The 24,582-nt window shown below is 73.2% G+C and carries 19 protein-coding genes and 1 tRNA gene; 11 read left to right on the forward strand and 9 right to left on the reverse strand.

What is annotated here, in order from left to right:
* Window positions 1-58: 58 nt before the first annotated feature.
* The 3 genes from cmk (at window position 59) to ACUYMY_RS07370 (ending at window position 2,540) form a co-directional block, all read left to right on the forward strand.
* Window positions 59-769: a (d)CMP kinase gene (cmk, locus tag ACUYMY_RS07360; protein WP_481704996.1), complete on the forward strand. Its 711-nt coding sequence runs from the start codon at window positions 59-61 to the stop codon at window positions 767-769.
* A gap of 38 nt (window positions 770-807) precedes the next feature.
* Entirely contained in the window at window positions 808-2,355 is a 1,548-nt protein-coding gene (gene der, locus ACUYMY_RS07365; protein WP_481702945.1) for a ribosome biogenesis GTPase Der, read from the forward strand.
* Window positions 2,356-2,466: 111 nt separating this feature from the next.
* Window positions 2,467-2,540: transfer RNA gene (locus tag ACUYMY_RS07370), tRNA-Pro, on the forward strand.
* A gap of 143 nt (window positions 2,541-2,683) precedes the next feature.
* Here ACUYMY_RS07370 and ACUYMY_RS07375 read toward each other — a convergent pair.
* The 6 genes from ACUYMY_RS07375 to ACUYMY_RS07400 are packed head-to-tail and all read right to left on the reverse strand — an operon-like array spanning window position 2,684 to window position 11,174.
* Window positions 2,684-3,637 (reverse strand): NAD(P)-dependent alcohol dehydrogenase, encoded by a 954-nt coding sequence (locus ACUYMY_RS07375; RefSeq protein WP_481702946.1) that lies wholly within the window; start codon window positions 3,635-3,637, stop codon window positions 2,684-2,686.
* A 31-nt stretch (window positions 3,638-3,668) separates the two neighbouring features.
* Window positions 3,669-4,892: a VWA domain-containing protein gene (locus ACUYMY_RS07380; protein ID WP_481702947.1), complete on the reverse strand. Its 1,224-nt coding sequence runs from the start codon at window positions 4,890-4,892 to the stop codon at window positions 3,669-3,671.
* Window positions 4,889-7,219: a DUF5682 family protein gene (locus ACUYMY_RS07385; protein ID WP_481702948.1), complete on the reverse strand. Its 2,331-nt coding sequence runs from the start codon at window positions 7,217-7,219 to the stop codon at window positions 4,889-4,891. The genes ACUYMY_RS07380 and ACUYMY_RS07385 overlap by 4 nt, the downstream gene beginning before the upstream one ends.
* Before the next feature lie 3 nt (window positions 7,220-7,222).
* Window positions 7,223-8,353: an ATP-binding protein gene (locus tag ACUYMY_RS07390; RefSeq protein WP_481702949.1), complete on the reverse strand. Its 1,131-nt coding sequence runs from the start codon at window positions 8,351-8,353 to the stop codon at window positions 7,223-7,225.
* Window positions 8,350-9,858, reverse strand: a complete 1,509-nt coding sequence (locus ACUYMY_RS07395; protein WP_481702950.1) for a DUF5691 domain-containing protein — start codon at window positions 9,856-9,858, stop codon at window positions 8,350-8,352. Before ACUYMY_RS07395 ends, ACUYMY_RS07390 begins: the two co-directional genes overlap by 4 nt.
* Complete coding sequence (locus ACUYMY_RS07400; RefSeq protein WP_481702951.1) at window positions 9,855-11,174, reverse strand: SWIM zinc finger family protein; 1,320 nt, start codon at window positions 11,172-11,174, stop codon at window positions 9,855-9,857. The genes ACUYMY_RS07395 and ACUYMY_RS07400 overlap by 4 nt, the downstream gene beginning before the upstream one ends.
* A gap of 103 nt (window positions 11,175-11,277) precedes the next feature.
* Between ACUYMY_RS07400 and ACUYMY_RS07405 the strand changes: the two genes are divergently transcribed.
* Window positions 11,278-12,327 (forward strand): LLM class flavin-dependent oxidoreductase, encoded by a 1,050-nt coding sequence (locus tag ACUYMY_RS07405; protein ID WP_481702952.1) that lies wholly within the window; start codon window positions 11,278-11,280, stop codon window positions 12,325-12,327.
* A gap of 57 nt (window positions 12,328-12,384) precedes the next feature.
* On the opposite strand, the gene ACUYMY_RS07410 is transcribed toward ACUYMY_RS07405, so the two are convergent.
* Window positions 12,385-13,299, reverse strand: a complete 915-nt coding sequence (locus tag ACUYMY_RS07410) for an Fpg/Nei family DNA glycosylase (protein ID WP_481702953.1) — start codon at window positions 13,297-13,299, stop codon at window positions 12,385-12,387.
* A 153-nt stretch (window positions 13,300-13,452) separates the two neighbouring features.
* On the opposite strand from ACUYMY_RS07410, the gene gcvH reads away from it, so the two are divergent.
* The 5 genes from gcvH to ACUYMY_RS07435 all read left to right on the forward strand — a co-directional run bounded on the left by gcvH (window position 13,453) and on the right by ACUYMY_RS07435 (window position 16,415).
* Entirely contained in the window at window positions 13,453-13,839 is a 387-nt protein-coding gene (gene gcvH / locus ACUYMY_RS07415) for a glycine cleavage system protein GcvH (RefSeq protein WP_481702954.1), read from the forward strand.
* 34 nt (window positions 13,840-13,873) lie between these two features.
* Entirely contained in the window at window positions 13,874-14,347 is a 474-nt protein-coding gene (locus ACUYMY_RS07420) for an FHA domain-containing protein (RefSeq protein WP_481702955.1), read from the forward strand.
* 9 nt (window positions 14,348-14,356) lie between these two features.
* Window positions 14,357-15,082: a transcriptional regulator FtsR gene (ftsR, locus tag ACUYMY_RS07425; protein WP_481702956.1), complete on the forward strand. Its 726-nt coding sequence runs from the start codon at window positions 14,357-14,359 to the stop codon at window positions 15,080-15,082.
* On the forward strand, window positions 15,082-15,585 hold the full coding sequence (locus ACUYMY_RS07430) for a bifunctional nuclease family protein (protein WP_481702957.1): 504 nt from the start codon (window positions 15,082-15,084) through the stop codon (window positions 15,583-15,585). The genes ftsR and ACUYMY_RS07430 overlap by 1 nt, the downstream gene beginning before the upstream one ends.
* Before the next feature lie 236 nt (window positions 15,586-15,821).
* Window positions 15,822-16,415, forward strand: coding sequence for a MerR family transcriptional regulator (locus tag ACUYMY_RS07435; protein ID WP_481702958.1), 594 nt, complete (start codon window positions 15,822-15,824; stop codon window positions 16,413-16,415).
* An 88-nt stretch (window positions 16,416-16,503) separates the two neighbouring features.
* On the opposite strand, the gene ACUYMY_RS07440 is transcribed toward ACUYMY_RS07435, so the two are convergent.
* A complete protein-coding gene (locus tag ACUYMY_RS07440) occupies window positions 16,504-17,331 on the reverse strand; it encodes a ParA family protein (protein WP_481702959.1) in 828 nt (275 codons plus the stop codon).
* A gap of 218 nt (window positions 17,332-17,549) precedes the next feature.
* Here ACUYMY_RS07440 and ACUYMY_RS07445 point away from each other — a divergent pair, with 218 nt between their 5' ends.
* Together ACUYMY_RS07445 and ACUYMY_RS07450 are read left to right on the forward strand one after the other, a co-directional pair.
* On the forward strand, window positions 17,550-20,951 hold the full coding sequence (locus ACUYMY_RS07445; protein ID WP_481702960.1) for a pyruvate carboxylase: 3,402 nt from the start codon (window positions 17,550-17,552) through the stop codon (window positions 20,949-20,951).
* 118 nt (window positions 20,952-21,069) lie between these two features.
* Window positions 21,070-22,620, forward strand: a complete 1,551-nt coding sequence (locus tag ACUYMY_RS07450) for a MinD/ParA family ATP-binding protein (RefSeq protein ID WP_481702961.1) — start codon at window positions 21,070-21,072, stop codon at window positions 22,618-22,620.
* A gap of 97 nt (window positions 22,621-22,717) precedes the next feature.
* Here the strand turns inward: ACUYMY_RS07450 and ACUYMY_RS07455 are convergent, their stop codons facing one another.
* Window positions 22,718-24,556, reverse strand: a complete 1,839-nt coding sequence (locus tag ACUYMY_RS07455; RefSeq protein ID WP_481702962.1) for an AMP-dependent synthetase/ligase — start codon at window positions 24,554-24,556, stop codon at window positions 22,718-22,720.
* Window positions 24,557-24,582: the final 26 nt, after the last annotated feature.

The raw sequence follows: 24,582 nt of genomic DNA on the forward strand, positions 1-24,582 counted from the left end.
GGAGGAGAGCCGACCGGGGAACTGGTCCGAGAGCACCGAGCGCGGCACCACGGTGCGGATGGGCTCGCCCACGGGCGAGCCGCTGCGGCTCGGCCGCCCGCTCGTCGTCGCGATCGACGGCCCGTCGGGCTCGGGCAAGTCGAGCGTCTCCAAGGAGGTCGCCCGCCGTCTGCGACTCGCGTACCTGGACACGGGCGCGATGTACCGGGCCGTCACGTGGGACTGCCTCGAGCGCGGGGTGGACCTCAACGACGGCGCCCTCGTCGAGGCCGCCGCGCGCGTCCTGGACCTCGAGCTGAGCACGAGCGCCCACGGTGAGCGCGTCCTCGTGCGGGGGCACGACGTCACGGAGGCCATCCGCGAGCCGCGGATCTCTGGCTCCGTGAGTGCTGTCGCAACCAATCTGGGCGTGCGGGACGAGCTCATCCGCCGCCAGCGTGCGCTCATCGCCGCGCACGGGCGCCGCATGGTCGTCGAGGGCCGCGACATCACGACGGTCGTGGCGCGCGACGCCGAGGTGCGGCTCCTGCTCACGGCCTCCGAGGAGGCGCGTATGCGCCGCCGCGGCGAGCAGCTCGGCGGGACGCAGAGCGCCGAGGAGCTCCAGGCCCAGGTCGTCGGCCGGGACGCGAAGGACTCCGCCGTTGCGAGCTTCACCCAGGCCGCCGACGGCGTGTTCACCGTGGACTCCTCGAACCTGGACTTCGAGGAGACCGTCGAGGCCGTCCTCGCCGTGGTCGACGCCGTCGTGAACCCGCGCAAGGCCTGAGCCGGCGCGTCGCACAGACTTTACTCAAGGAGAAGAACATGACCGATTCCCTGGACACCGGGACGACGGCTGCCGGGAACGAGGAGTACACGCCCGAGGGCAGCGACCAGGTCGCCGAGCACCTCGCCGCGATGGACGACGAGGAGGCGGAGCAGCGTGCCGCCGCCCTCCGGGCCGGGCTCGAGGACTACGAGCTCGACGACGAGGACACCCGGCTCCTCGAGGGCCTCGACGAGGACTGGGACCCCGACGCGCCCACGCGCATGGACCCGGTCCTGGCGATCATCGGCCGGCCGAACGTGGGCAAGTCCACGCTCGTGAACCGCATCCTCGGCCGCCGCGAGGCCGTCGTCGAGGACGTCCCGGGCGTCACCCGCGACCGCGTCTCGTACCCGGCCGAGTGGAACGGGCGGAGGTTCACGCTCGTCGACACGGGCGGCTGGGAGCGGGACGCCAAGGGCCTCCACGCGATGGTCGCCGAGCAGGCCGAGATCGCGGTGAGCATGGCGGACGCCGTCCTGTTCGTCGTCGACTCCGCCGTCGGCGCGACGGCGACAGACGAGGCCGTCATGCGCATGCTCCGCAAGGCCAAGAAGCCCGTCCTGCTCGTGGCCAACAAGGTCGACGACTTCGCCCAGGAGGCGGACGCCGCGATGCTCTGGGGCCTCGGCTTCGGCCAGCCCTGGCCCGTCTCTGCCCTCCACGGCCGCGGCGTCGCGGACCTGCTCGACGCGGCGCTCGAGGTGCTGCCCGAGTTCTCGGCGATCGCCGGCGTCGAGCGCTCCGGCGGTCCCCGCCGCGTCGCGCTCATCGGCCGCCCGAACGTGGGCAAGTCCTCGCTCCTGAACCGGCTCGCCGGCTCCGAGCGCGCGGTCGTGAACGAGCTCGCGGGCACGACCCGCGACCCGGTCGACGAGTACATCGAGCTCGGCGGGCGCACGTGGAGGTTCGTGGACACCGCCGGCATCCGCCGCCGCCAGCACATGGCCCAGGGCGCAGAGTACTACGCGTCCCTGCGCACGCAGGCCGCGCTCGAGAAGGCGGAGGTCGCCGTCGTGCTCCTCGGCGCGGACGAGGTGCTCTCCGAGCAGGACGTGCGCATCCTCAACCTCGCGATCGAGTCCGGGCGCGCGCTAGTGCTCGCGTTCAACAAGTGGGACCTCATGGACGACGAGCGGCGCCGCTGGCTCGAGCGCGAGGTCGAGAAGGACCTTGCCCACGTCGACTGGGCCCCGCGGGTGAATATCTCCGCCAAGACGGGCTGGCACAAGGACCGCCTCGTCCCGGCGCTCGACAAGGCGCTCGAGGGCTGGGACACCCGCATCCCGACCGGGCGGCTCAACGCGTTCCTCGGCGAGCTCGTCGCGGCCCACCCGCACCCGGTGCGCGGCGGCAAGCAGCCGCGCATCCTCTTCGGCACCCAGGCCCAGAGCCGGCCGCCGAAGTTCGTGCTCTTCACGACCGGGTTCCTGGACCCGGGCTACCGCCGCTTCATCACCCGCCGCCTGCGCGAGACCTTCGGCTTCGAGGGCACGCCGATCGAGATCGGCATGCGCGTGCGCGAGCGCCGGGGCAAGAAGAAGTAGCCCCGTCAAGGCGCCGCGCCGGGGCCCACTCGATTGGCGCAGATCCGCCTGTTCGGATAAGCTGAAGCGGTTGCTTGAACGGGCGCGAAAGCGAGAACGGGCGAGCATGTTCGGGCTGTAGCGCAGCTTGGTAGCGCACTTGACTGGGGGTCAAGGGGTCGCAGGTTCAAATCCTGTCAGCCCGACGAACAAGCCCCGGTGGGACGGTATCCCACCGGGGCTTCCTCGTCTCTTCGGGCCCTCTCAGTGAGAGGGCCCGTCCTCGGGGCAAGCCCCAGAAGAGGCCCAATCAGAGTGCCGAGTGGCTGCATCGGGCGGGGCGCGCGCCTCAACGCATTGGGCTCAGCACGATGTTGCCGACCTTGTGCCCCGAGTCCACCAGCCGGTAGGCGTCCACGATCGCCTCGAGCCCGCCGAGCTCCCGGACCACGGGCCGGAACCGCCCCTCGGCGACGAGCTGCAGGAGATAGCGGAAGTCCTCCGGCCGTTCGGGGGCGGGCCCGGCCTTGACCCGGCCGACCGCGCGCAGCGTGTCCCACAGGTCCGCCACGGCCAGGAGCAGGACGCCCCGCTCGGTGAGGAGCCGCTTCCCCGCAGCCCGGGACACGTTCCCGACGGCGTCGAAGACGACGTCGAACCGCTCGCCAAGGCGGTCGAGCGGCGTGGCCGTGTAGTCGACGACCCTGTCCGCCCCCAGCCCGACGACGAGCTCCACGTTCCGTGCGCTCGTCACCGCAATCACGTGAGCGCCCAGGTGCTTCGCGAGCTGGACGGCGCTCGTCCCCACCGCTCCAGAGGCCCCGTTGACCAGGACGGAGGCCCCGGGCGCCAGCCGGGCGCGGTCGCGCAGGTAGTGCAGCGCCGTCGTCCCGCCGAACAGCACCCCGGCGGCCTCGGCGTGCGAGACCGCGGGCGGCTTGGGGACGAGGAGCCGGGCCGCGACGGCGGCATACTCGGCATGCGCCCCGAGCCTGGTCCCGGTCATCCCGCACACCTCGTCCCCGACGGCGAGTCCGGCGGCCCCTGGACCCACGGCCTCGACGACGCCGGAGAGCACGACGCCGAGGATCGACCGCCGCGGCCTCCGCAGGCCCAGGGCGAGCCGCGCGAGAGGGGCGAAGCCCCGCGGGAACCGTGCCGCGCGGATGCGCGCGTCCCCCGCGGTCACCGCGGTGGCGAGGACCCGGACCAGGACCTCGCCCCGCCCGGGCTCCGGGCGCGGCACCTCGGTGATCCGGACGACGTCCGGCGGGCCATATCTCTCGACGACTGCTGCCTTCATGGTGCCTCCCTGACGTGCCTGACGGTCCGGCCTAGCCGCCGCCCTCGCCGTGGGCCGTGGGGATCCCGCGCGCGGCCGCCCACTCGCCGACGTCGCGCTGCTCGATCGCCGCGGCCATGAGCTCGGGGAAGAGGTCCGGCGTGCACGCGAACGAGGGGACGCCGATGCCTGCGAGGGCCGCGGCGTGGTCCGCGTCGAAGGACGGGTGCCCGCTGTCGCTCAGCGCGAGGAGCGCGATGAGCGTGGCCCCGGAGCCGACGATCGACGCCGCGCGGCGCAGCATCTCCTCGGCGATCCCGCCCTCGTAGAGGTCGCTGATGAGCACCATGACGGTCTCTGTGGGCCTCGTGATGCGCTCCTGGCAGTAGCCCAGCGCCCGGTTGATATCCGTCCCGCCGCCGAGCTGGACCCCGAAGAGCACGTCGACGGGGTCGTCCATCTCCTCTGTCAGGTCGACGACCTCGGTGTCGAACACGACGAGCCGCGTCCGCACCGAGCGCAGCGAGCTGAGCACGGCCCCGAACACGCTCGAGTACACGATCGACTCGGCCATCGAGCCCGACTGGTCGATGCACAGGATGATCTCCCGCTGCACCTCGGTGGTCCGGCGCGCGTACCCCACGAGCCGCTCGGGCACGACCGTGCGGTACTCGGGCTGGTAGTGCCTGAGGTTCGCCGCGATGGTCCGGTTCCAGTCGATGTCGCGGTGCCGCGGCCGGCGGGTCCGCGCGGCGCGGTTGAGCGCCCCCGTCACGGCTTGCACCGTGCGGGCGCGCAGGCGCTCCTCGAGCTCGCGCGTCACCTGGCGCACGACGGCGCGCGCGGCCTCGCGCGAGTGCGCCGGGATGACGCGCCCCAGCCCGACGAGCGTGCTCACGAGCCCGATATCAGGCTGGACGGTGCGCAGCATCTCCGGCTCGAGGAGCATCTGCCGCAGGCCGAGCCGGTCCATGGCATCGGCCTGCATGACCTGGACGACGCTCGAGGGGAAGTAGCCGCGGATGTCCCCGAGCCAGCGCGCCACGCGGGGGCTCGAGGAGCCGAGCCCTCCCTGCCCCTTCGGGCCCGGGTCGTACAGCTCCTCGAGCGCCTTGTCCCGCTGCGCGTCCTCGGCGGAGAGCACGACGGCGGTCCCGTCGCCCCTCGTGACGCCGTCGGCCTCGTGCCCGCCGAGCACGAGCCGCCACCGCCCGAGCCGGTCCCGGCCCTCCCGGGCGCCCGTCTCCCCGGCGTCGTCGTTCCCGGTTCCGTTCATGCTCTCGCCTCCCAGCCGAGGTAGCGGGCCATCGTGCGGATCGCGGGGCCCGCGCCGGCGAGGTCGAGCGGCTCGGGCTCGCCGCGCTCCTGGTCGGGGCCGCCCAGCCGGCTCAGCTGCTCGCCGATCTCCCGCCGCTCGGGGCGCGAGAATGCGGAGAACGTCCGGCGCACAAGCGGCAGGACGTCGTCGAACACCTCGTCGCCGACACCGGCCACCCACCCGTCCACGACCTGCAGCAGCCGCCGGTCATGGATGAGCAGCGTCGCGTCGCCGGAGACGAGCCCGTCGAGCCACGCGGCGGCGTCCGGCGCGGGCGAGGCGACGGAGAGCCTCCGGGAGAGCCGGTCCGCGACGTCGTCCCAGTCCACGAGGCCAGCGTCGAGCAGGAGCCGCGTCGCGCGCCCGGCCACGGCGCCGTGGATCCTGTCCGAGCCGGCGACGGCGGCGAGGGCGCGGTGCCAGTCATCGAGCGGGAGGTCCGGCAGGAGGGCGAGGCCGTGCTGGGCCGAGTCGACGGCGCGGCGCATCGCCGCCGCGGCCTCGTCGTCGAGCCCGGCGCACGCCGTCGGCAGGCCCACGCACGCGCGCACGACCGTCGCCTCGAGGATCCGCCGGACCTGGGCCACGTCGACGCCGCGCACGTTGCCGTACCGGCAGGTCCGGGCCAGCGGAGCGATCGAGGCGAGCAGGTCGGGGATGTCCTGCGCGAGGGCCGCCCGCTCGGCGAGCACGGCCACGACCCGCCCGATCCCCTCCGGAAGGTCGGCGAGGAGGCAGGCCGAGAGCAGCTCGCCGAGCTCGGCGAGTCCGTCCGCGGCCTGCGCGGCCTCGGCGACACGGGCAGCGGCTGCCGAGACGAGGGTCGTCCCATAGCGGCTCGCGTCCACGATCGCGACGGCGAGGCCCGGCTCCCAGCGCAGGATCCAGGCCTCCTTGAACGTCCCGGTCGTGCGGCCGGCCTCGGCCGGAGTCCCCCACGGGACGCCGAGCAGCGCGAGCCGGTGCAGGAGCACCGACCGGGCCAGCTGGTTGGGCCGGCGCAGGTCCAGCGTGAGGACCTCCTCGAGCGCGCTGGGCCGCAGCCGGAGCCGCCGCTGCTCTGCGGCGAGGTCGGCGGCGAGCGGGACGGTCGGGGTGGCGTCGGGGACGGCGCCGAGCGCGTGGCCGACGACGAGCTCCCGATGCACGAGCTCGAGCGGGACGCGCGAGCCGCCGCACAGCACGGCCTGGGCGGCGTCGTCGAGCTCGCCGAGGCCCGGGCTCGGGCGGCCGCGGACCGCGGCGAGCGCCTCTGCCATGCGGGCCGCCTCGACGAGGGACGCCGTCGGCGCCTCGAGCCCCTGCCCCCGCAGCGCGTGCGCGACCCGCGCGAGCCAGCTCGTGGCGACGTCCGCCGTCGTGCCCCGCTCGGTCCAGTGGGCGAAGAGGTGCTGGTACCAGCCGGGCGCCGCGACGCCCGCCCCGTAGCCGCTCGCGAGGCTCAGCCGGTCCGCGGTCCACGGCACCCACGTGACGGCGACCTTCGCCTTGGGCAGGCCCGCGAGCAGGGCGTTGTCGGCTGACGCCGAGTGGCGGCGGGCGGCCGACGGCACGAGCGCCGGCGCGTGGTAGGCGCCGCAGACGACGGCGATGCCCGCGTGCCCCTCGCGGGCCGCCGCGCGCAGGGCCCGGCGCATCGCCGCCTCGCGCCGGGCGTTCTCGACGACGTCCGGGTGGTCCGCGGGGCGGGGGTCGGCGTCGCGGATCTCCGCGATCGCCTCCGCGATGGCCGCGAAGCGCTCGAGCGGGTCGGCGACGCGGTGCTCCACGGCGTCCTCCCACCAGCGCTCGGCGTCGTCGTAGCCGGCGGCCGCGGCGAGCATCCCGATCGCGTCGGGCCGATAGTCGAGCGAGGCGGGCGGCCCGGCCTCCTGGGGCTCGCCGGGGCTGGGCCCCTCGACGTCGCCGTCTCCATCGCCCGTGCCGGCTTCCTGTACAGCGCGCCGCAGCGCGATGCTGTGCGCCGCGGGCAGGTCGAGCATGCGCACGGGGGTCCCAGTCGAGCACGCCCACCGGATCGCGACCCACTCGGGCGAGAAGGCCGCGAGCGGGTAGAACGAGGCGAGTCGCGGCTCGTCGGGGGCGTAGATGAGCGCCGCGACGGGCGGGACCATGTCCGCCTCGCCCACGAGAGGGAGCACGGCGTCGAGCTCGGGCGGACCCTCGACGAGCACGAGCCCGGGCCGGAGCGCCGCGAGCGCCTCGGCCACCGAGCGCGCCGAGCCGGGCCCGTGGTGCCGGACCCCCAGAACGTGGACGGCGTCGACGCCGGACACCGGTGCCATGGCTCAGCGCGGTCCCTCGAGGTCGCGGCAGGCCCGGTAGAGGTCCTTCCACTCGGGCCGGTTCCGGACCACCGTCTCGAGGTACTCCTGCCAGACCACCCGGTCCTGCACAGGGTCCTTGACCACGGCCCCGACGAGGCCGGCGGCGACGTCCTCCGCGCGGACCCGCCCGTCGCCGAAGTGCGCCGCGAGGGCGAGCCCGTTCGTCATGACCGAGATGGCCTCCGCCGTGGAGAGGGTGGCCGACGGCGACTTGATGGTCGTGCGGGCATCCTGCGTCACGCCCGCCCGCAGCTCGCGCATGACCGTCACGACCCGCCGGATCTCCGTCAGGGCCGCGAGCTCGGCCGGCAGCTCGAGCGCCGCGCCGAGGCTCCGCACGCGGGTCTGGACGATCTCGACCTCCTGCTCGAGCGTGTCGGGGAGCGGCAGGACGACCGTGTTGAACCGGCGGCGCAGCGCCGAGGAGAGCTCGTTGACCCCCTTGTCGTGGCTGTTCGCCGTCGCGATGACGTTGAAGCCCCGGCGCGCCTGCACCTCCGCGTTGAGCTCGGGGATCGGCAGGGTCTTCTCGCTCAGGACCGTGATGAGGGAGTCCTGCACGTCCGAGGGGATGCGGGTCAGCTCCTCGATCCGCACGAGGCTGCCGGTTTCCATCGCCCGCATGACCGGCCCCGCGACGAGCGCGGCGCGGGAGGGCCCCTCGGCGAGCAGGCGCGCGTAGTTCCAGCCGTACCGCAGCGCCTCCTCGGGCGTTCCCGCGGTGCCCTGGACCACGAGGGTCGAGGAGCCGGAGATTGCCGCGGCGAGGTGCTCGCCCACCCAGGTCTTCGCCGTCCCGGGCACGCCCAGCAGGAGCAGGGCCCGGTCCGTCGCGAGGGACGCGACGGCGACCTCGACGAGCCGCGCGGAGCCGAAGTACTTGGGGCTGATGGGCGTCCCGTCGGGAAGCTCGCCGCCGAGGATGTACGTCGCAACCGCCCAGGGGGACAGCCGCCAGCTCGGCGGCCGCGGGCGGTCGTCCACGGCGGCGAGCGCCGCGAGCTCGTGCGCGTACTCGTCCTCGGCGTGCGCCCGCAGGATCCCTGGGGCGCCGAGGTCGCTGGCCGCGGACTCGGTCTGGGCGTCGGTCATCGGGAGGCCTCCGTCAGTGATTGTTCGGGCGGTTCTCGGAGCGACTGTCTGAACGATTCCTCGAGCGACTGCCTGAAGGCGTGGTACTGGACGACGTCGCGCAGCACCCGGCGGCGGGCGGCGTCGCCGTCGTGCTTCTCGAGCAGGCGGCGGCAGCGGTCGACGGCGTCCGGCGGCAGGGCGGCGGGCAGGACGTCCGCGAGCATCGCCGCGAGCGGGGCGCCCTTCTCGGTCGCGACGAGGCCGAGGACGGCGTCGGCCACGGGCGGGGCCCAGGGGACGGGCAGGGCGCGCAGAGGGGCGACGAGGTCGAAGGGCTTCGCCGCGGCCTTGAGCCGGGCGAGGACGTGCGCCTCGCGCTCGCGGTCCCGGAGGATGCCGAGCAGGCGCGAGTCCGGACGGACCTCGAGCAGGGCGTGGGCCCACTCGGGGTCCCTGCGCGCGAGCGCCGTGGCGAGGATCGCGTCGACGGCCCTGCCCTCGTCCTTGAGCAGCGCGAGGGCCGCTGCGGGGCCGCCGCCCGCGGCCGCGGTCCACACCTCCAGGGGAGCCCCGCGGATGATCGCGTCGAGGCGGGCCAGCCGGTCGGGCTCTCCCGAGCGCGGGTCCGCCGGGATGCCGTCCCGGAGGGCCGCGGCGTCGGGCGGGGGCGGGAGGGCGATCTCGAAGCGCCGCCGCACCAGGCCCCGGACGGCGAGGAGGGGCTCGAGGCGCCGCGCCATGCGGGCGGCGCGGGCGCTGCCGGGGAGACGGTCGAGCAGCTGGGCCGCCGTCGAGCGGACGCTCTTGGCGCCGTCGTCGAGGGCGGCTTCGAGGAGGGGCTCGTCCTCGGGGGACGTGTTCACGGCGAAGGCGGCCAGATGGGCGGCCCGCTCCCGCGCCCCGAGGCCGTCCCAGTGCGCTCGAAGGAGCTCGCGCGCGGCGCCCGGGTCGGAGGCCCGGAGCCGCTCGAGCTCGGCCGTCGCGGCGGCGGGGGAGAGCTCGCTCCAGTCCTCTCGGGCGGCCGGGACGGGCTCCATGGTGCGCGCCCCGAGGCCGAGGACCGTCTGGAGCCAGCGGCCGCGCGTGCCGAGGGCGGGGCTCAGCTGCCCGGTGACGGTCTCGGAGGTTCCCGCGAGGTCCAGGAGCGCGGGGAGCAGGCGGTGCGGCACGCGGCGGTCCGCCTGCCCTGCGAGCCGCAGCCAGTCAGCCACGAGCCGGGCCCGGAGCGCCTGGCCGACGGGCGGCTGGGAGAGCAGGAGGTCGAGCAGGCGGGCCGCCTCCCCGGCGGCCTGCGGCACGTCGTCCTGGGCGGCCGGCTCCGGGGGCTGGCCCGCGGCGCCTGGCCGGCGCGAGGCACGGTCCGCCGCATCGGCGAGGGCGGCCTGGCCGAGGAGCAGCTCCTCGGGGCCCGGGCCGCCCGGCGGCTGCACGCCCAGCGCGGCGAGTCCGGTGGGCACGGCGGGAGGCGCGGCGCGCGCCGTGCCGACGAGCGCCGTCGTGCGCAGGTCCTCGCGCCACGTCACGGCGTCACCACCTCACCGTCGACGGCGAGCGTGAGGGGGCGCACGCGGCCCTCCTCGAGCTCGCCGAACACGTCCACCGGGTGGCCGCCGCTGAGGGCGAGCAGGGACGCGAGCGGCGCGTCGGCGAGGGGGAGGGCGTCCCCGGAGGCATCGGCCACCCAGCCCCCGCGCCCGCCCTCGGCCGCCGGCACCACGCGGACGCCGGCCAGCAGCACGGGGTGGCGGTCGCGCCATGGCGAGCGGGCGACCGCCTCGGCCTCGTCCGCGAGCGCCCCCGCGATGCTCGTGCCGGGGCCGAGGTCCGGGGCCATCCCGAGGGGCCTGGCCTCCCCGGCGAGGAGGGCCCGACGCGGGGCGCTCCCCGGGTAGCGCGCGACGTCGACGTCGAGGAGCGCGCCCGCGAGCTGCGGCACGGCGAGCGCCTGGCCCTGCGGCGCGACGTCGAGCACGACGACGACCGTCCCGTCCGGGCCGCGCAGCCACGTGCGCTGCTCGAGGAGCCGGCCCTCCTCGCTGCGGTGCGCGCCGAGGACGAGCCACGGACCGGGGAGGGCCTCGGTGGCCTGGACGTCCGCCGAGGCCGTGCCCCAGCCGAGGACGGCGCGGAGGTCGGCGAGCTCCTCGGGGGAGAGGTCCTCGCGCATCGCCCACGCGTGGGTCAGGGCCCACCAGCGGCCCGCGCGCAGGAGGAGGTGGTCGGCCCAGTCGGCCCTGCCGTGCACCGCCGAGCCCATCGCGCGCACCTGGTCCGCGAGGCCGGGCAGCTGGGCGTCGACGAGCCGAGCAGCCGTCGCGTCCCACCACGCGTAGGGCTGGGTGCGGGCAGCAGCGAGGCCGGTCCGGGCGAGGTCGGTGAGCCAGCGGGCGAAGTCGTCCATTCCCGCGTCCATGAGCTCGGTCCGGGCGGCCAAGCGCTTGGCCTGGGCTGCCGGGTCGGCCTGCTGCCCGGGCTCGCGCAGGCCGCGGGCGGCCGTGCGCTCGGCGCGGTCGGCCCGCGCCGCGGCCCATTCCTCGGCGAACTCGGCCGCCTGCGCTCCCGCCTCGGCGGCCTCCCCTCGGGCCCAGAGGAGCAGCAGGGCAAGGGCGTGCTTGCACGGGAACTTGCGACTCGGGCACGAGCACCGGTAGGCGGGGGCGGCGAGGTCGATGCTCACCTGGTAGGGGGTCTTCCCGCTGCCCTGGCACCTGCCCCACACGAGCACGTCGTTGCTGCCCGTCTCGGACCAGGGGCCGGGGCGGGCGAGCCTCTGGGCGGCCGCGATGGAGGCCTGGTCGGGCGCGGCCTGGAGCACCCGTTCCTCGGTCCACCGCCCCATGCTGCACATTGTGCCCCATGCGCCCCTTCCCGGCGGCGCGCTATGGGGTCCGCCTGGAGGGTCCGCTGGAATTCCCGCGACCCGGAGCGAGTTGATCCCTGACGTGAAAGCGTTCGGATTCCTCTCCTTCGGCCACTACGGCGCCTCCCACGGATCGGAGGCGCACGGCGCGGCGGACATGATCCGCCAGGCCGTCGAGCTCGGCGTCGGCGCCGACGAGCTCGGCGTGAACGGCGCATACTTCCGCGTCCACCACTTCGCCAAGCAGCAGGCCTCTCCGGTGCCGCTCCTGTCCGCGATCGCGGCCCGGACCAGCCACATCGAGGTGGGCACCGGCGTGATCGACATGCGGTACGAGAATCCGCTCTACCTCGCCGAGGAGCTCGCGGCCCTCGACATCATCAGTGCCGGCCGCATCGCCATAGGCGTGAGCCGCGGCTCGCCGGAGCCAGCCCTGCGCGGCTACGAGGCCTTCGGCTACACGGGCTCGACCGATCCCCGCGGCGCCGACCTCGCGCACAAGCACTTCGAGACCTTCCTCAGGGCGATCGACGGCGAGGGCATCGCGCCCGCCGACCCCCGGCAGGCGCCCGCCGGGACGCTCCTGCGCGTCGAGCCGCACTCGCCCGGCCTGCGCGAGCGGATCTGGTGGGGGAGCGGCTCGCGCCCCACGGCCGAATGGACTGGCCGGATGGGCCTGAACATGATGAGCTCGACGCTCCTCACCGAGGCGACGGGCGTGCCGTTCCACGAGCTCCAGCGCGAGCAGATCGACCTCTACCGCGAGGCCTACCGGGCCGCGGGCCACACCAGGCCGCCGCGCGTGTCGGTGAGCCGCAGCATCTTCCCGATCACCACGAGCCGGGACGCCATGTACTTCGGGATGCGCACGGACGCGGACCAGATCGGCGTCATCGACGGCTTCCAGTCCACCTTCGGCAAGACCTACGCGGCCGAGCCCGACGACCTCGTCGAGCAGCTCAAGGCCGACACGGCCGTCATGGCCGCGGACACTCTCATGCTGACCATCCCGAACCAGCTCGGCGTCGAGTACAACCTGCACATCCTCGAAAGCTTCGCGAAGCACGTCGCCCCGGAGCTGGGCTGGAAGCCCAACACCGAGGGCCCGGTCCAGGGCGATCCGATCGCCTGAACCAGTCAGTGAGGAGCGCGTGTCGGCGGCCCACCGCCGGGGCAGGAGGTGGCGCGGCTACTTGAGGAACTTCGAGGTGCGGCGGTCCGCGAGCGGCTTCCCGCCGGTCTGGCACGTGGGGCAATACTGCAGGGCGCTGTCCGCGAAGGAGACCTCGAGGATCGTGTCCCCGCACACCGGGCAGGGCTCTCCCGTGCGCCGGTGGACGCGCATCGTGGCGCGCTTCTCGTCCTTGAGCTCCTCGGGCGGCAGGCCCACCGCGTGCTCGACGGCCGCCGCGAGCACCTCGCGCATCGCCGCGTACAGGCGGGCCACCGCGTCGTCACCGAGCGTCGCCGCGATGGCGAACGGCGAGATCTTGGCCGCGTGCAGGATCTCGTCGCTGTAGGCGTTGCCGATCCCCGCGATCGTCTTCTGGTCCCGCAGGAGACCCTTGATCTGCTGCCGGGGGCGCAGGAGCGCGCGGAAGTCCTCGAGCGTGAAGCCCTCGGCGAGGGGCTCGGGCCCGAGGGCCGCGATGCCCGGGACGTCCTCGGGAGAGCGCACGACGTGCACCGAGAGCCGCTTCCACGTCCCCGATTCCGTGAGGTCCAGGCCCGTCTCCTCACGCTCCTCGCCGTCGCCGCGCACAAACCCGAAGCGCGCCGCGATGTACCCCTTGCCGCGGGCGGAGGCGGGCGTCGGAAGCTCGTCGAGGAGACGTACCCAGCCGCCGAGCGCGAGGTGGACGACGACGGCGAGCCGGGGCACGCCGTCGTCCTCGCCGCCGCCCTGGCCCGGCACTGTGTCGATGACGACGAACTTGCCGCGCCGGCCCACCGACGCCACGGTGCGCCCCACGAGCGCTGTGTAGGGCGGATCGGCGGTCTTGAGCGCGCTCACAGAGCCGAAGGAGACGCTCTCGACCCGCGACCCGGCGAGGCGCCGGTCGAGGAACGCCGTCAGCGCCGTGACCTCCGGAAGTTCGGGCATAGCGTCCATCGTGCCAGAGGAAAGGGCAGGGAATGAGGCCCTGAACAGGGGAAATTGTGTGCCTATACTTTCAGCGACACGGCCCCACGGCCCGTTCGGGGTTCATCTCATGCGTGGCGGTCACTCCAGCTCCTTCGACGAAAGGCGAGCAGCATGAGCAACGTCCCCGCGGATCTGTCCTACACCGCCGAGCACGAGTGGGTCTCGACGGAGCCGGGCGACGGCGTCGTGCGGATCGGGATCACTGACTTCGCCCAGGACGCGCTCGGCGACGTCGTCTACGTCCAGATGCCCGAGGTCGGCACGGAGGTGACGGCGGACGCGGTCGTGGGCGAGGTCGAGTCCACCAAGAGCGTGAGCGACATCTACGCCCCCGTCTCGGGCAAGGTCGTGGCGCGCAACGAGGCCCTCGACACCGATCCCGCCCTCGTCAACTCCGACCCGTACGGCGAGGGCTGGCTCATCGAGGTCCAGCTCGCGGAGGGCGCCGACACCGACGGCCTGCTCAGTGCCGCCCAGTACGAACAGCAGGTAGGGTAGTTTTCTGGAGCCAGGGACGTTTGAGGAGGAACAGATGGTGAGCGACCAGCGCCGGGATCTCGGCGCCGAGGAGGTCACGAAGCGTCAGGAATCAGCATCGGAGACGACGTCGATCCACCTTCCCCCGGTGGGCGCCGAAACGCCGATGCCCCCTGCCCTGAGCCCTGAGGAACGCGAGGCCGTCCGGGCCCTGCCGTTCGGCTCCGCCCTCCTCATCGCCCACAGCGGCCCCAACGCGGGCGCCCGGTTCCTGCTGGACTCCGATGTCACGACGGCGGGCCGTCACCCGGACGCCGACATCTTCCTCGACGACGTGACGGTCTCGCGCCGGCACGCCGAGTTCCGCCGGGCCGGGACCGGCTTCGAGGTCGTGGACGCTGGCAGCCTCAACGGCACCTACGTCAACCACGACCGCGTGGACCAGGTCGCTCTGCGCACGGGCGCGGAGGTCCAGATCGGCAAGTTCCGGCTCACGTTCTATCTCAGCCCCGCACGACAGCCCTCGTAGGGGCCGCTCATGGCAGCTGCGCAGTCCGAGCGGAGGGGAACCGGCGTCCTGAACATCGGAGAGGTCCTGGCCACGCTGGCCGAGGACTTCCCCTCGATGACGGCCTCGAAGATCCGCTTCCTCGAGGAGAAGGGCCTCATCTGCCCCCAGCGAACGCCCGCGGGCTACCGCCAGTACAGCGAGGGCGACGTCGAGCGGCTGCGCTTCGTCCTGGCCCTCCAGCGCGACCAGTACCTCCCGCTCAAGGTCATCAAGGACTACCTCGACGCGGTGGACCGCGGCGAGCGTCCCGAGAGCCTGCCGGGCGGGGCAAGCATCGCTCCGCGCGCCGTCTCGGAGGAGCTCTCGGCCCATCTCGCCACGACCCGGCCCCGCTCGCTCAGCGACGAGCAGCTGCGCGCCGAGTCCGGCGCGAGTGCCCGGCTCGTCGAGGCGATGCTCGGCTACGGACTCATCGAGCGTGTCGACGGCCGGTTCGACGAGCATGCCCTGCAGGTTGCCCGCGCGTGCGTCCAGCTCGAGGCGCACGGCCTCGAGCCGCGGCACCTCCGCCCGTTCCAGGCCTCGGCCGAGCGGGAGGTGGGCCTGATCGAGCGCGTCGTCGCGCCCACGGCCTCGCGCCGCGGGGAGGCGTCCCGGGCCCGCGCGGCGGAGGAGGCGCGTGAGCTCAGCGAGGTATTCCTGACCCTGCACCGGGCCCTGGTCCACGGGCTCATCTCGAGGATGGATGGCTGATGATCGAGGTAGAAGTCGTCGGTGTGCGGATCGAGCTGCCGTCCAACCAGCCCCTCGTGCTCCTCAAGGAGGCCCACGGCGAGCGGCACCTGCCGATCTGGATCGGCACCGCGGAGGCGAGTGCCATCGCCCTCGCCCAGCAGCACGTCGTTCCGCCGCGCCCGCTCACGCACGACCTGCTCGTGAACGTGGTCCACGGTCTCGGCCGGCAGGTCGTGTCCGCGACGATCGTTGCCGTCGAGGACAGCGTGTTCTACGCCCAGCTCGGCTTCGACGACGGCACGACCGTCGAGTCCCGCGCGTCGGATGCCCTCGCGGTGGCCCTGCGCGTGAACTGCCGGATCTGGTGCGCCGACGCGGTGCTCGAGGAGGCCGGAGTCCAGCTCGCCGAGGGCAGCGAGGAGGGCACGGAGGAGGCCTCGCCGAGCGTCGAGGAGGAGAGCGAGCTGCGCCGGTTCCGCGAGTTCCTGAACGACGTCGAGCCCGAGGACTTCGACGAATGACGTCCCTGCGGCCGGCGCGTGCCGCAGGTCACGGTTCAGACACGATCCCCTTGCCCGGCGTGGGTCTTTGAAATCGGCGGGCCGCACCCCTAACGTCAGTACAGAAAGCTCCCATTGCATCCCCGAAGGCAACAGGCGACACTGGACGTGTGTGCGGCTGTGTAATTACAGTGCTGCGTTTCTGATCGCCCCCCTCGGTGAAGCAACCCCCTAGGGGAGCGGCGAAGGAGGGTTTTGTGAGTCCCAAGGGAGATTCCGGAGATCTCAGGCACATCGCGGGCCGGGGAACCGAGGTTCCCGTCGGCGCGCAGGGCCTCCTGTTCAGCGACGACCTCCCAGCTCTCGACGACGAGGCGGGCTACCGCGGCCCGACGGCGTGCAAGGCAGCCGGCATCACCTACCGCCAGCTCGACTACTGGGCGCGCACCGGCCTCGTCGAGCCCACGGTGCGCGGCGCGGCGGGCAGCGGCTCACAGCGCCTCTACGGCTTCCGCGACATCCTCGTCCTCAAGGTCGTCAAGCGTCTCCTGGACACGGGTGTCTCCCTTCAGCAGATCCGCATCGCCGTCGGCCACCTGCGCGAGCGCGGCGTCGAGGACCTCGCCCAGATCACCCTCATGAGCGACGGCGCGTCGGTCTATGAGTGCACCTCGGCGGACGAGGTCATCGACCTCGTCCAGGGCGGCCAGGGTGTCTTCGGCATCGCCGTCGGCCGCGTGTGGCGCGAGGTCGAGGGCAGCCTCGCCGAGCTCCCGAGCGAGCACGCCCCGGATCAGGCGATGCCGGGCGACGAGCTGAGCAAGCGCCGCGCGGCTCGAAAGATCGGCTGACCAGCAGCGCACAGAGCGCACGACGACGAAGGGGAGCCTCCCGCGGGAGGCTCCCCTTCGTCGTCGTGTGCGACGGGCGCGCGGCCGCTCAGCGCACGCCGGCGCGGGGCCGGACCTCGCGGCCCTGGCGCAGGACGGAGCCGAGCAGCTCGTCGTAGAGCGCGGCGGTGCCGCGGGCGGCCTCGCCCGGCCAGTGGTGCACGGCGTGCGCGGCGCCCTGGATCTGCTGCCAGTTGGCAAGCTCGGGCAGGTGGGGGGAGAGCAGGAGCGGGCCGAACATCTGCCGCATCTCCTCGAGCCGGTAGCCGTGCTCGGCCGACGAGGGGCGCACACGGTTGGCGACGATGCCCGCAGGGGCGAGCCGCGGGGCGTACTCCTCCTTGAAGAGCTTGATCGCGCGCATCGTGCGCTCGGTGCCGGCCACCGAGAAGAGTCCCGGCTCGGCGACGAGCAGCACGCCGCTGCTCGCGGCCCACGCCATGCGGGTGAGGCCGTTGAGCGAGGGCGGGCAGTCGATGAGCACGAGGCCATAGCCGTCGATCCCGTCGAGGACGGCCGAGAGCCGGCGCAGGTCGCGGCGGCCGAGGTCCGGGCGGTCGTAGATGCTGCTGAGCGAGCCGCCGTACGCGACGTCGAGGACGCGGTTCTGGTGCCCGTTGAGGGCCGCCGCCCGGCGCACCCACGAGCTCGGCACGACGTTGTCCTCGAGGAAGGCGCGCCGCGGGGACTTGAGCATGCGTCCCACCTCGAGCTGGCGGTCGGGGGACACGCCGAGCGCGGTCGAGGCGTCAGCATGCGGGTCCAGGTCGACCACGAGGGTCGGGATGCCGGCCGCGAGGGCCGCCGAGGCGAGTCCCGTGGTCACCGAGGTCTTCCCGACTCCGCCCTTGAGGCTGCTGATGCTGACTGTTTGCACTGGAGAATCCACTACCTATCCGCTGGCCGACTCCGACCATCTTAGTGGGAGCTGGAGCCCGCTCCGGGCGCGGCGCGACCGAGCCCGCGGACCCTCCATATCCCGTCATGTGGACGGCATGTCTCGTGATTCAGACCACAGGTGATTGTCCTGATACTTTGCTGCCATACACACTAGGCACCACCTAGTCATCCTGCGTTGCGTGAAACAGGAGCCCCATGTTTTCCAAGATTCTGGTCGCAAACCGCGGAGAGATCGCAATCCGCGCGTTCCGCGCCGGCTACGAGCTCGGCGCCAAGACCGTTGCCGTCTTCCCTCACGAGGATCGCAACTCGATCCACCGCCAGAAGGCGGACGAGGCCTACCTCATCGGCGAGGAGGGCCACCCTGTCCGCGCCTACCTGGATGTCGACGAGATCGTGCGCGTCGCCAAGGAGGCCGGCGCCGACGCGATCTACCCCGGCTACGGCTTCCTCTCGGAGAACCCCGAGCTCGCGCGCGCCGCTGCCTCGGCCGGAATCACCTTCGTCGGCCCGCCCGCGGAGGTCCTCGAACTCGCCGGCCACAAGGTGCACGCCCTCGCGGCCGCGAAGAAGGCGGGCATCCCCACCCTGAAGTCGAGCGCGCCGAGCGCCGACGTCGACGCTCTCCTGAAAGAGGCCGACGAGATCGGCTTCCCGATCTTCGTCAAGGCCGTCGCGGGCGGCGGCGGGCGCGGCATGCGCCGCGTCGACACGCGGGAGGCCCTGCCCGAGGCCCTCAGCGCGGCGATGCGCGAGGCCGACGCCGCGTTCGGCGACCCGACCGTCTTCCTCGAGCAGGCCGTCCTGCGCCCGCGCCACATCGAGGTCCAGGTGCTCGCCGACGCCGAGGGCAACGTCGTGCACCTCTTCGAGCGCGACTGCTCCCTCCAGCGCCGCCACCAGAAGGTCATCGAGATCGCGCCGGCGCCGCAGCTGGACGAGTCCATCCGGCAGGCGCTCTACGCCGACGCCATCAAGTTCGCCAAGGCCCTCGGCTACGTCAACGCAGGCACGGTCGAGTTCCTCGTCGACACCGTGGGCGAGCGCGCCGGCCAGCACGTCTTCATCGAGATGAACCCGCGCATCCAGGTCGAGCACACCGTGACCGAGGAGGTCACGGACGTCGACCTCGTCCAGGCGCAGCTGCGCATTGCCTCGGGCGAGACGCTCGCGGACCTCGGCCTCACGCAGGAGTCGATCCGCCTCAGGGGCGCGGCCCTGCAGTGCCGCATCACGACCGAGGACCCGGCCAACGGCTTCCGCCCCGACGTCGGCAAGATCACCGGCTACCGCTCCGCGGGCGGCGCCGGCGTGCGCCTCGACGGCGGCACGGTCTACCAGGGTGCCGAGATCAGCCCCCACTTCGACTCGATGCTCGTCAAGCTCACGTGCCGCGGCCGCGACTACGGGACGGCCGTCAAGCGCGCCCGGCGCGCCCTGGCCGAGTTCCGCATCCGCGGCGTCTCCACCAACATCCCGTTCCTGCAGGCCGTGCTCGACGACGAGGACTTCGTGGCCGGCAATGTCGCGACGTCGTTCATCGACGAGCGCCCCGAGCTGCTGAAGGCCCGCTCGTCCGCTGACCGCGGCACGAAGCTGCTCACCTGGCTTGCCGACGTCACGGTCAACAAGCCCAACGGCGAGCCCAGGGTCCACACGGACCCGCGCGCCAAGCTCCCCGCCGTCGACCTCGCGGACGCCCCCGCCGGCTCCCGGCAGCGGCTCCTCGAGCTCGGGCCCGAGGGCTTCGCGAAGGCCCTGCGCGAGCAGAACCCCGTCGCGGTGACGGACACGACCTTCCGCGACGCGCACCAGTCCCTCCTGGCGACCCGCGTGCGCACACGCGACCTCGTGGCCGCGGGCCCGGCCGTCTCGGTCCTGACCCCGCAGCTGCTCTCGGTCGAGGCGTGGGGCGGGGCGACGTACGACGTCGCGCTGCGCTTCCTCGGCGAGGACCCGTGGCAGCGCCTCGCGTCGCTGCGCGCCGCGATCCCCAACGTGTGCCTCCAGATGCTCCTGCGCGGGCGGAACACGGTCGGCTACACGCCGTACCCCGAGGAGGTCACCGACGCGTTCGTCCGCGAGGCAGCCGCGACGGGCATCGACATCTTCCGCATCTTCGACGCGCTCAACGACGTGAACCAGATGGCCCCGGCCATCCGCGCCGTGCGCGAGACCGGCACCGCCGTGGCCGAGGTGGCCCTGTGCTACACGGGCGACCTCCTCGACCCGAACGAGGACCTCTACACGCTCGACTACTACCTCGAGCTCGCCCAGAAGATCGTCGACGCCGGCGCCCACATCCTCGCGATCAAGGACATGGCCGGGCTCCTGCGCCCGGCCGCGGCCGCCAAGCTCGTCTCCGCCCTGCGCGAGCGGTTCGACCTGCCGGTCCACCTGCACACGCACGATACGGCTGGCGGCCAGCTCGCGACGCTCCTCGCTGCGGTCGAGGCCGGGGTCGACGCCGTGGACGTCGCCTCGGCGGCCCTCGCCGGCACGACGAGCCAGCCGAGCGCCTCCGCGCTCGTCGCGGCCCTCGCCCACACGCCACGCGACACGGGCATCTCGCTCGCCAACGTCGGCGCCCTCGAGCCCTACTGGGAGGCCGTGCGCCGCGTCTACGCGCCGTTCGAGTCCGGGCTCCCGGGCCCGACGGGCCGGGTCTACCTGCACGAGATCCCGGGCGGGCAGCTGTCCAACCTGCGCCAGCAGGCCACGGCCCTCGGCCTCGCGGAGCGCTTCGAGGCCATCGAGGACATGTACGCCGCCGCGGACCGGATCCTCGGGCGCCTCGTCAAGGTCACGCCGTCCTCCAAGGTCGTCGGCGACCTGGCCCTGCACCTCGTGGGCCTCAACGCGGACCCCGCGGACTTCCAGGAGAACCCGCAGAAGTACGACATCCCGGATTCCGTCATCGGCTTCCTGGGCGGCGAGCTCGGCGACCCGCCCGGCGGCTGGCCCGAGCCCTTCCGTACGAAGGCCCTCCAGGGCCGCACCGTCAAGGTGCGCGAGGAGACCCTGAGCGCGGAGGACTCCGCGGCCCTGCGCGGCGACTCCGCGACCCGCCGTGCCACGCTCAACCGGCTGCTCTTCCCCGGCCCGACCAAGGACTACCAGACGAGCCGCGACACGTACGGCAACCTCGCCGTCCTCGACACGCGCGACTACCTCTACGGCCTCCAGCGTGGCCAGGAGCACGTCATCGAGCTCGAGAAGGGCGTCCGCCTCATCGCCCAGCTCGAGGCGGTCTCGGAGCCGGACGAGAAGGGCATGCGCACGGTCATCGCGACGCTCAACGGCCAGTCCCGTCCCGTCGCGGTGCGCGACCGCTCGGTCCAGAGCAACGTCAAGCAGGCCGAGAAGGCCGACGCGACGAACCCGGGGCACATCGCCGCGCCGTTCGCGGGCGCCGTCACCGTCACGGCCAAGGAGGGCGATGTCATCCAGGCCGGCGACTCCGTCGCGACGATCGAGGCCATGAAGATGGAGGCCTCGATCACGAGCCCTGTCTCCGGCAAGGTCGGGCGCATCGTCGTGAGCGGCGTCGAGCAGGTTCAGGGCGGCGACCTCCTGCTCGTCGTGGGCGCCGAGTAGCCCTGCGATCTCCGTCGGGCCCCGGCGCGCGACTAGACTGGGGCCCGACCAGGGACCGGTGGCGGCGGCTCAGGACGCCGCCACCGGTCGCGACTGGACACTCGATGGACGGGAGCCCATGAGCCAGCACACGACGCCCGAGCCGAAGGACGACGCGGAGCCCACGGCCAGCGCCGAGCCGAAGGACGACGCCGAGGCTGCCGGCGGCGCCGAAGGGACAGACGACGCCGAGGCCACCGCGGAGGCCAACGCAGACGCCCCAGAGGCGGATGCGCCTGAGGAGGGCCAGGACGACGCCGAGGCTGCCGAGGCTCCCGAGGGGGAGGCGGCCGAAGGGGAGCCGAGCGAGACTGGGGCGCCCGCCGCGCCGGCGGCCTCGATCGGCGTCGTGAGCTTCACCGATGCCCAGGACCACACGAGCGCAGAGTCGCTTGCTGCACTGTCCACGGGACCCATCGCGCCGGCCGCGATTCCTCCCGTGCCGTCGCAGCCCCCCTCGCCTCCGGGACCCGGGGCCGTGCCGCAGCTCGGCCCGCAGACCGTCCCGCAGCCGTCGGCGGAATGGCTCGCCTCGCACCCGCTCGTGACGTCCGGGCCCGAGTCGCTGCGCCCCGACCCGACGGACGCGGTGTCGGCGTCGGCGGCCGGCCAGGACGTTCCTGCCGCGGGACCTGCGGAACCTGAAGAACGCACGGGGTCCGCCCAGCCTCCCGCGAGCGAGCGGCGCTCCCGTTCCGAGGGGCCGGAGCTCCCGGCCTCGCTCACCTCTGACCGGCTCGTCGCGATGACGTCGGCCCCGCCCGTCGGCGGATGGCGCCGCCTCGTGTACTACGCGACCCTCGGCTATGTGAACCTCGGAGACTCGGACGCCGTGCGGTTCCAGCGCGCACTCGAGCACCGCATCGCGATGCGTCTCGGCGAGCGGACCCGGTACGTGCCGGTCCTCTCGCGCAAGGGCGGGGTCGGGAAGACCACGGTCACGACCCTCCTGGGCATGGCCCTCGCCGACCTCCGCGAGGACCGGGTCATCGCCATGGACGCGAACCCGGACCGGGGGACCCTCTCGGACCGCAACCCCGGCCGCGCCACCCACACCGCGCGGCAGCTGGTCAAGGACAGGTTCGACGTCACCTCCTTCGCGCAGCTCTCGAGCTACACGGCCCGCGAGGGCTCGCGGCTCGACGTGCTCGCCTCCGATGCCGATCCGATGGTGGCGCATGCCTTCAACGACGCCGACTACCGTGCGGTGACCGACGTCCTGGGCCGCTACTACTCGATCGTGCTCACCGACTCGGGGACGGGCATGGTCCACTCGGTCATGCAGGGCACCCTCGAGAAGGCCGACGCCGTGGTGCTGGTCTCCGGCGGGAGCGTCGACGAGGCGCGGCTCGCCTCCGAGACGCTCTCGTGGCTCGAGGCCCACGACCGGGGGGACCTCGTGAAGAAGGCGATCGTCGTCATCAATATGTCCGCGGGCGGGGGGACCCGTGTGGATGTGGACGCAATCGAGGACCACTTCCGGACGCGCGTGCAGCACGTGGTCCGCATTCCGCACGACCGGCATCTCGCCGAGGGCTCGCAGATCGACTTCCGGAAGCTGCGCCCCGCCACCCGCGAGGCGGCCATCGAGCTCGCGGCCCTCGTCGTGGACCAGCTCGCGGCGGAGTAGCGCCGGCAGCTGGCAGAGCGCGAACCTCAGCGCAGAGCCGCCCCCGCCCGGATCGGGCGGGGGCGGCTGGCGCGCGTGGATCAGGTCCGCGCGTGCATCAGGCGGGCGCGGCGTCCTTCTTCGCGGCGTCCTGCCTCCGGGCGTAGATGTCCTCGACGTATGAGCCGAAGTCCGCGATCACCTGGGAGCGCTTGACCTTCATCGACGGGGTGAGATGCCCCGAGGCCTCCGTGAAGTCGGTCGGCACGATCCGGAACGCCCGGATCGACTCGGCCTTGGACACGCTCGTGTTGGCCCGGTCGATCACGCTCTGGACGTGAGCCGTCACGGCCGGCTCTTCGGCGGCCTGCGCCGGGGTGAGCGCGGGGCTGAGGCCGTGCCGCTCGAGCCAGCCCGGGAGGGCCTCCTCGTCGAGCGTCACGAGCGCGGCGATGAACGGGCGGTTGTCGCCCACGACGACGACCTGGGAGACGAGGGCGTCCGAGCGGATCTGGTCCTCGAGCTGGGCCGGGGCGACGTTCTTGCCGCTCGCCGTCACGATGAGATCCTTCTTGCGGCCGGTGATGCGCAGGTAGCCGTCCGGGTCGAGCTCGCCGATGTCGCCCGTGTGGAACCAGCCGTCCGTGAAGGTCTCGGCCTGGAGTTCAGGGAGGTTGTAGTAGCCGCGCATGACGCACGAGCCTTTGGCGAGGATCTCGCCGTCGTCCGCGATCCGCACCCCGTTGCCGGGGAGCGGGGCGCCCACGGTGCCGATCTTGATGAGCGACGGCGTGTTGACCGAGACCGGCGCCGTGGTCTCGGTCAGGCCGTAGCCCTCGAGCACCGTCAGGCCGATCCCGTGGAAGAAGTGCCCGAGGCGGGTGCCGAGCGGGCCTCCGCCCGAGACCGCGTAGCGGACCCGGCCGCCCATCGCGTGGCGCAGCTTCTTGTACACGAGGAGGTCGAAGAGGGCGTGCCTGAGGCGCAGGCCCAGCGAGGGCGAGCCGCCGTCGTCGTGGGCCCTCGACCACGCGATGGCCGTGTCCGCGGCCGCGAGGAAGATCTTGCCCTTGCCGGAGTCCTCGGCCTTGGTAAGCGCCGAGTTGTAGACCTTCTCGAAAACGCGCGGGACGGCGAGGATGAACGTCGGCGAGAAGCTCTGGAGGTCGGCCAGCAGGTTCTTCACGTCCGGGGTGTGCGCGACCTGGCAGCCCGCGGCGACGGCGAGGACGGAGATGAAGCGCGCGAAGACGTGGGCCAGGGGCAGGAACATGATGGTCTTGGCACCGTGCTGGACGACCTCGGAGAGGGCCGCCGTCGCGTTCTCGGACAGGGCCACGAAGTTCCCGTGGGTAAGCTCGCAGCCCTTGGGGCGGCCCAGCGTGCCGGATGTGTAGATGATCGTCGCGAGGGTCTCGAGGGTCGCGGCCGAGCGACGGGCCTCGAGCTCCTCGTCGGTCACGCGGGCCCCGGCGGCCCGGAGCGCCGACAGGCCGGCGGGGGTAAGCTGCCAGACGTGGCGCACGGCGTCGAGGCCCTCGGCGTCGACGGCCTGGCGGATGGCGTCCTCGTGGTGCGCGGCCTCGCCGAAGGCGGCCACTGCGCCCGAGTCGCCGAGGTTCCACGCGATCTGCGACGGGGAGGAGGTCTCGTAGATCGGGACGCTGACCCCGCCCGCGAACCAGATCGCAAAGTCGACGAGGGTCCACTCGTAGCAGGTGCGGGCCATGATGCCGATCCGGTCGCCCAGGGAGATCCCCTCGGCGATGAGGCCCTTGGCGATGTCGTGGACGTCGGCGAGGAAGTCCTTCGCGGAGACATCCTGCCACTGGCCCGCGGCGTCGCGGGTGGCGAAGAGGGGCGGATTCGAGGGCTTCTCAGCCTGCTCGATGACGAAGTCGGTGATGTTCCTGGCGACGGGCTGAGGGACGAGGGGAGGGACAACGATTTCGCGCACAGCATCTCCTTCGAAATCTCCCGGGT

The sequence above is a fragment of the Sinomonas sp. T428B genome (assembly GCF_056780155.1).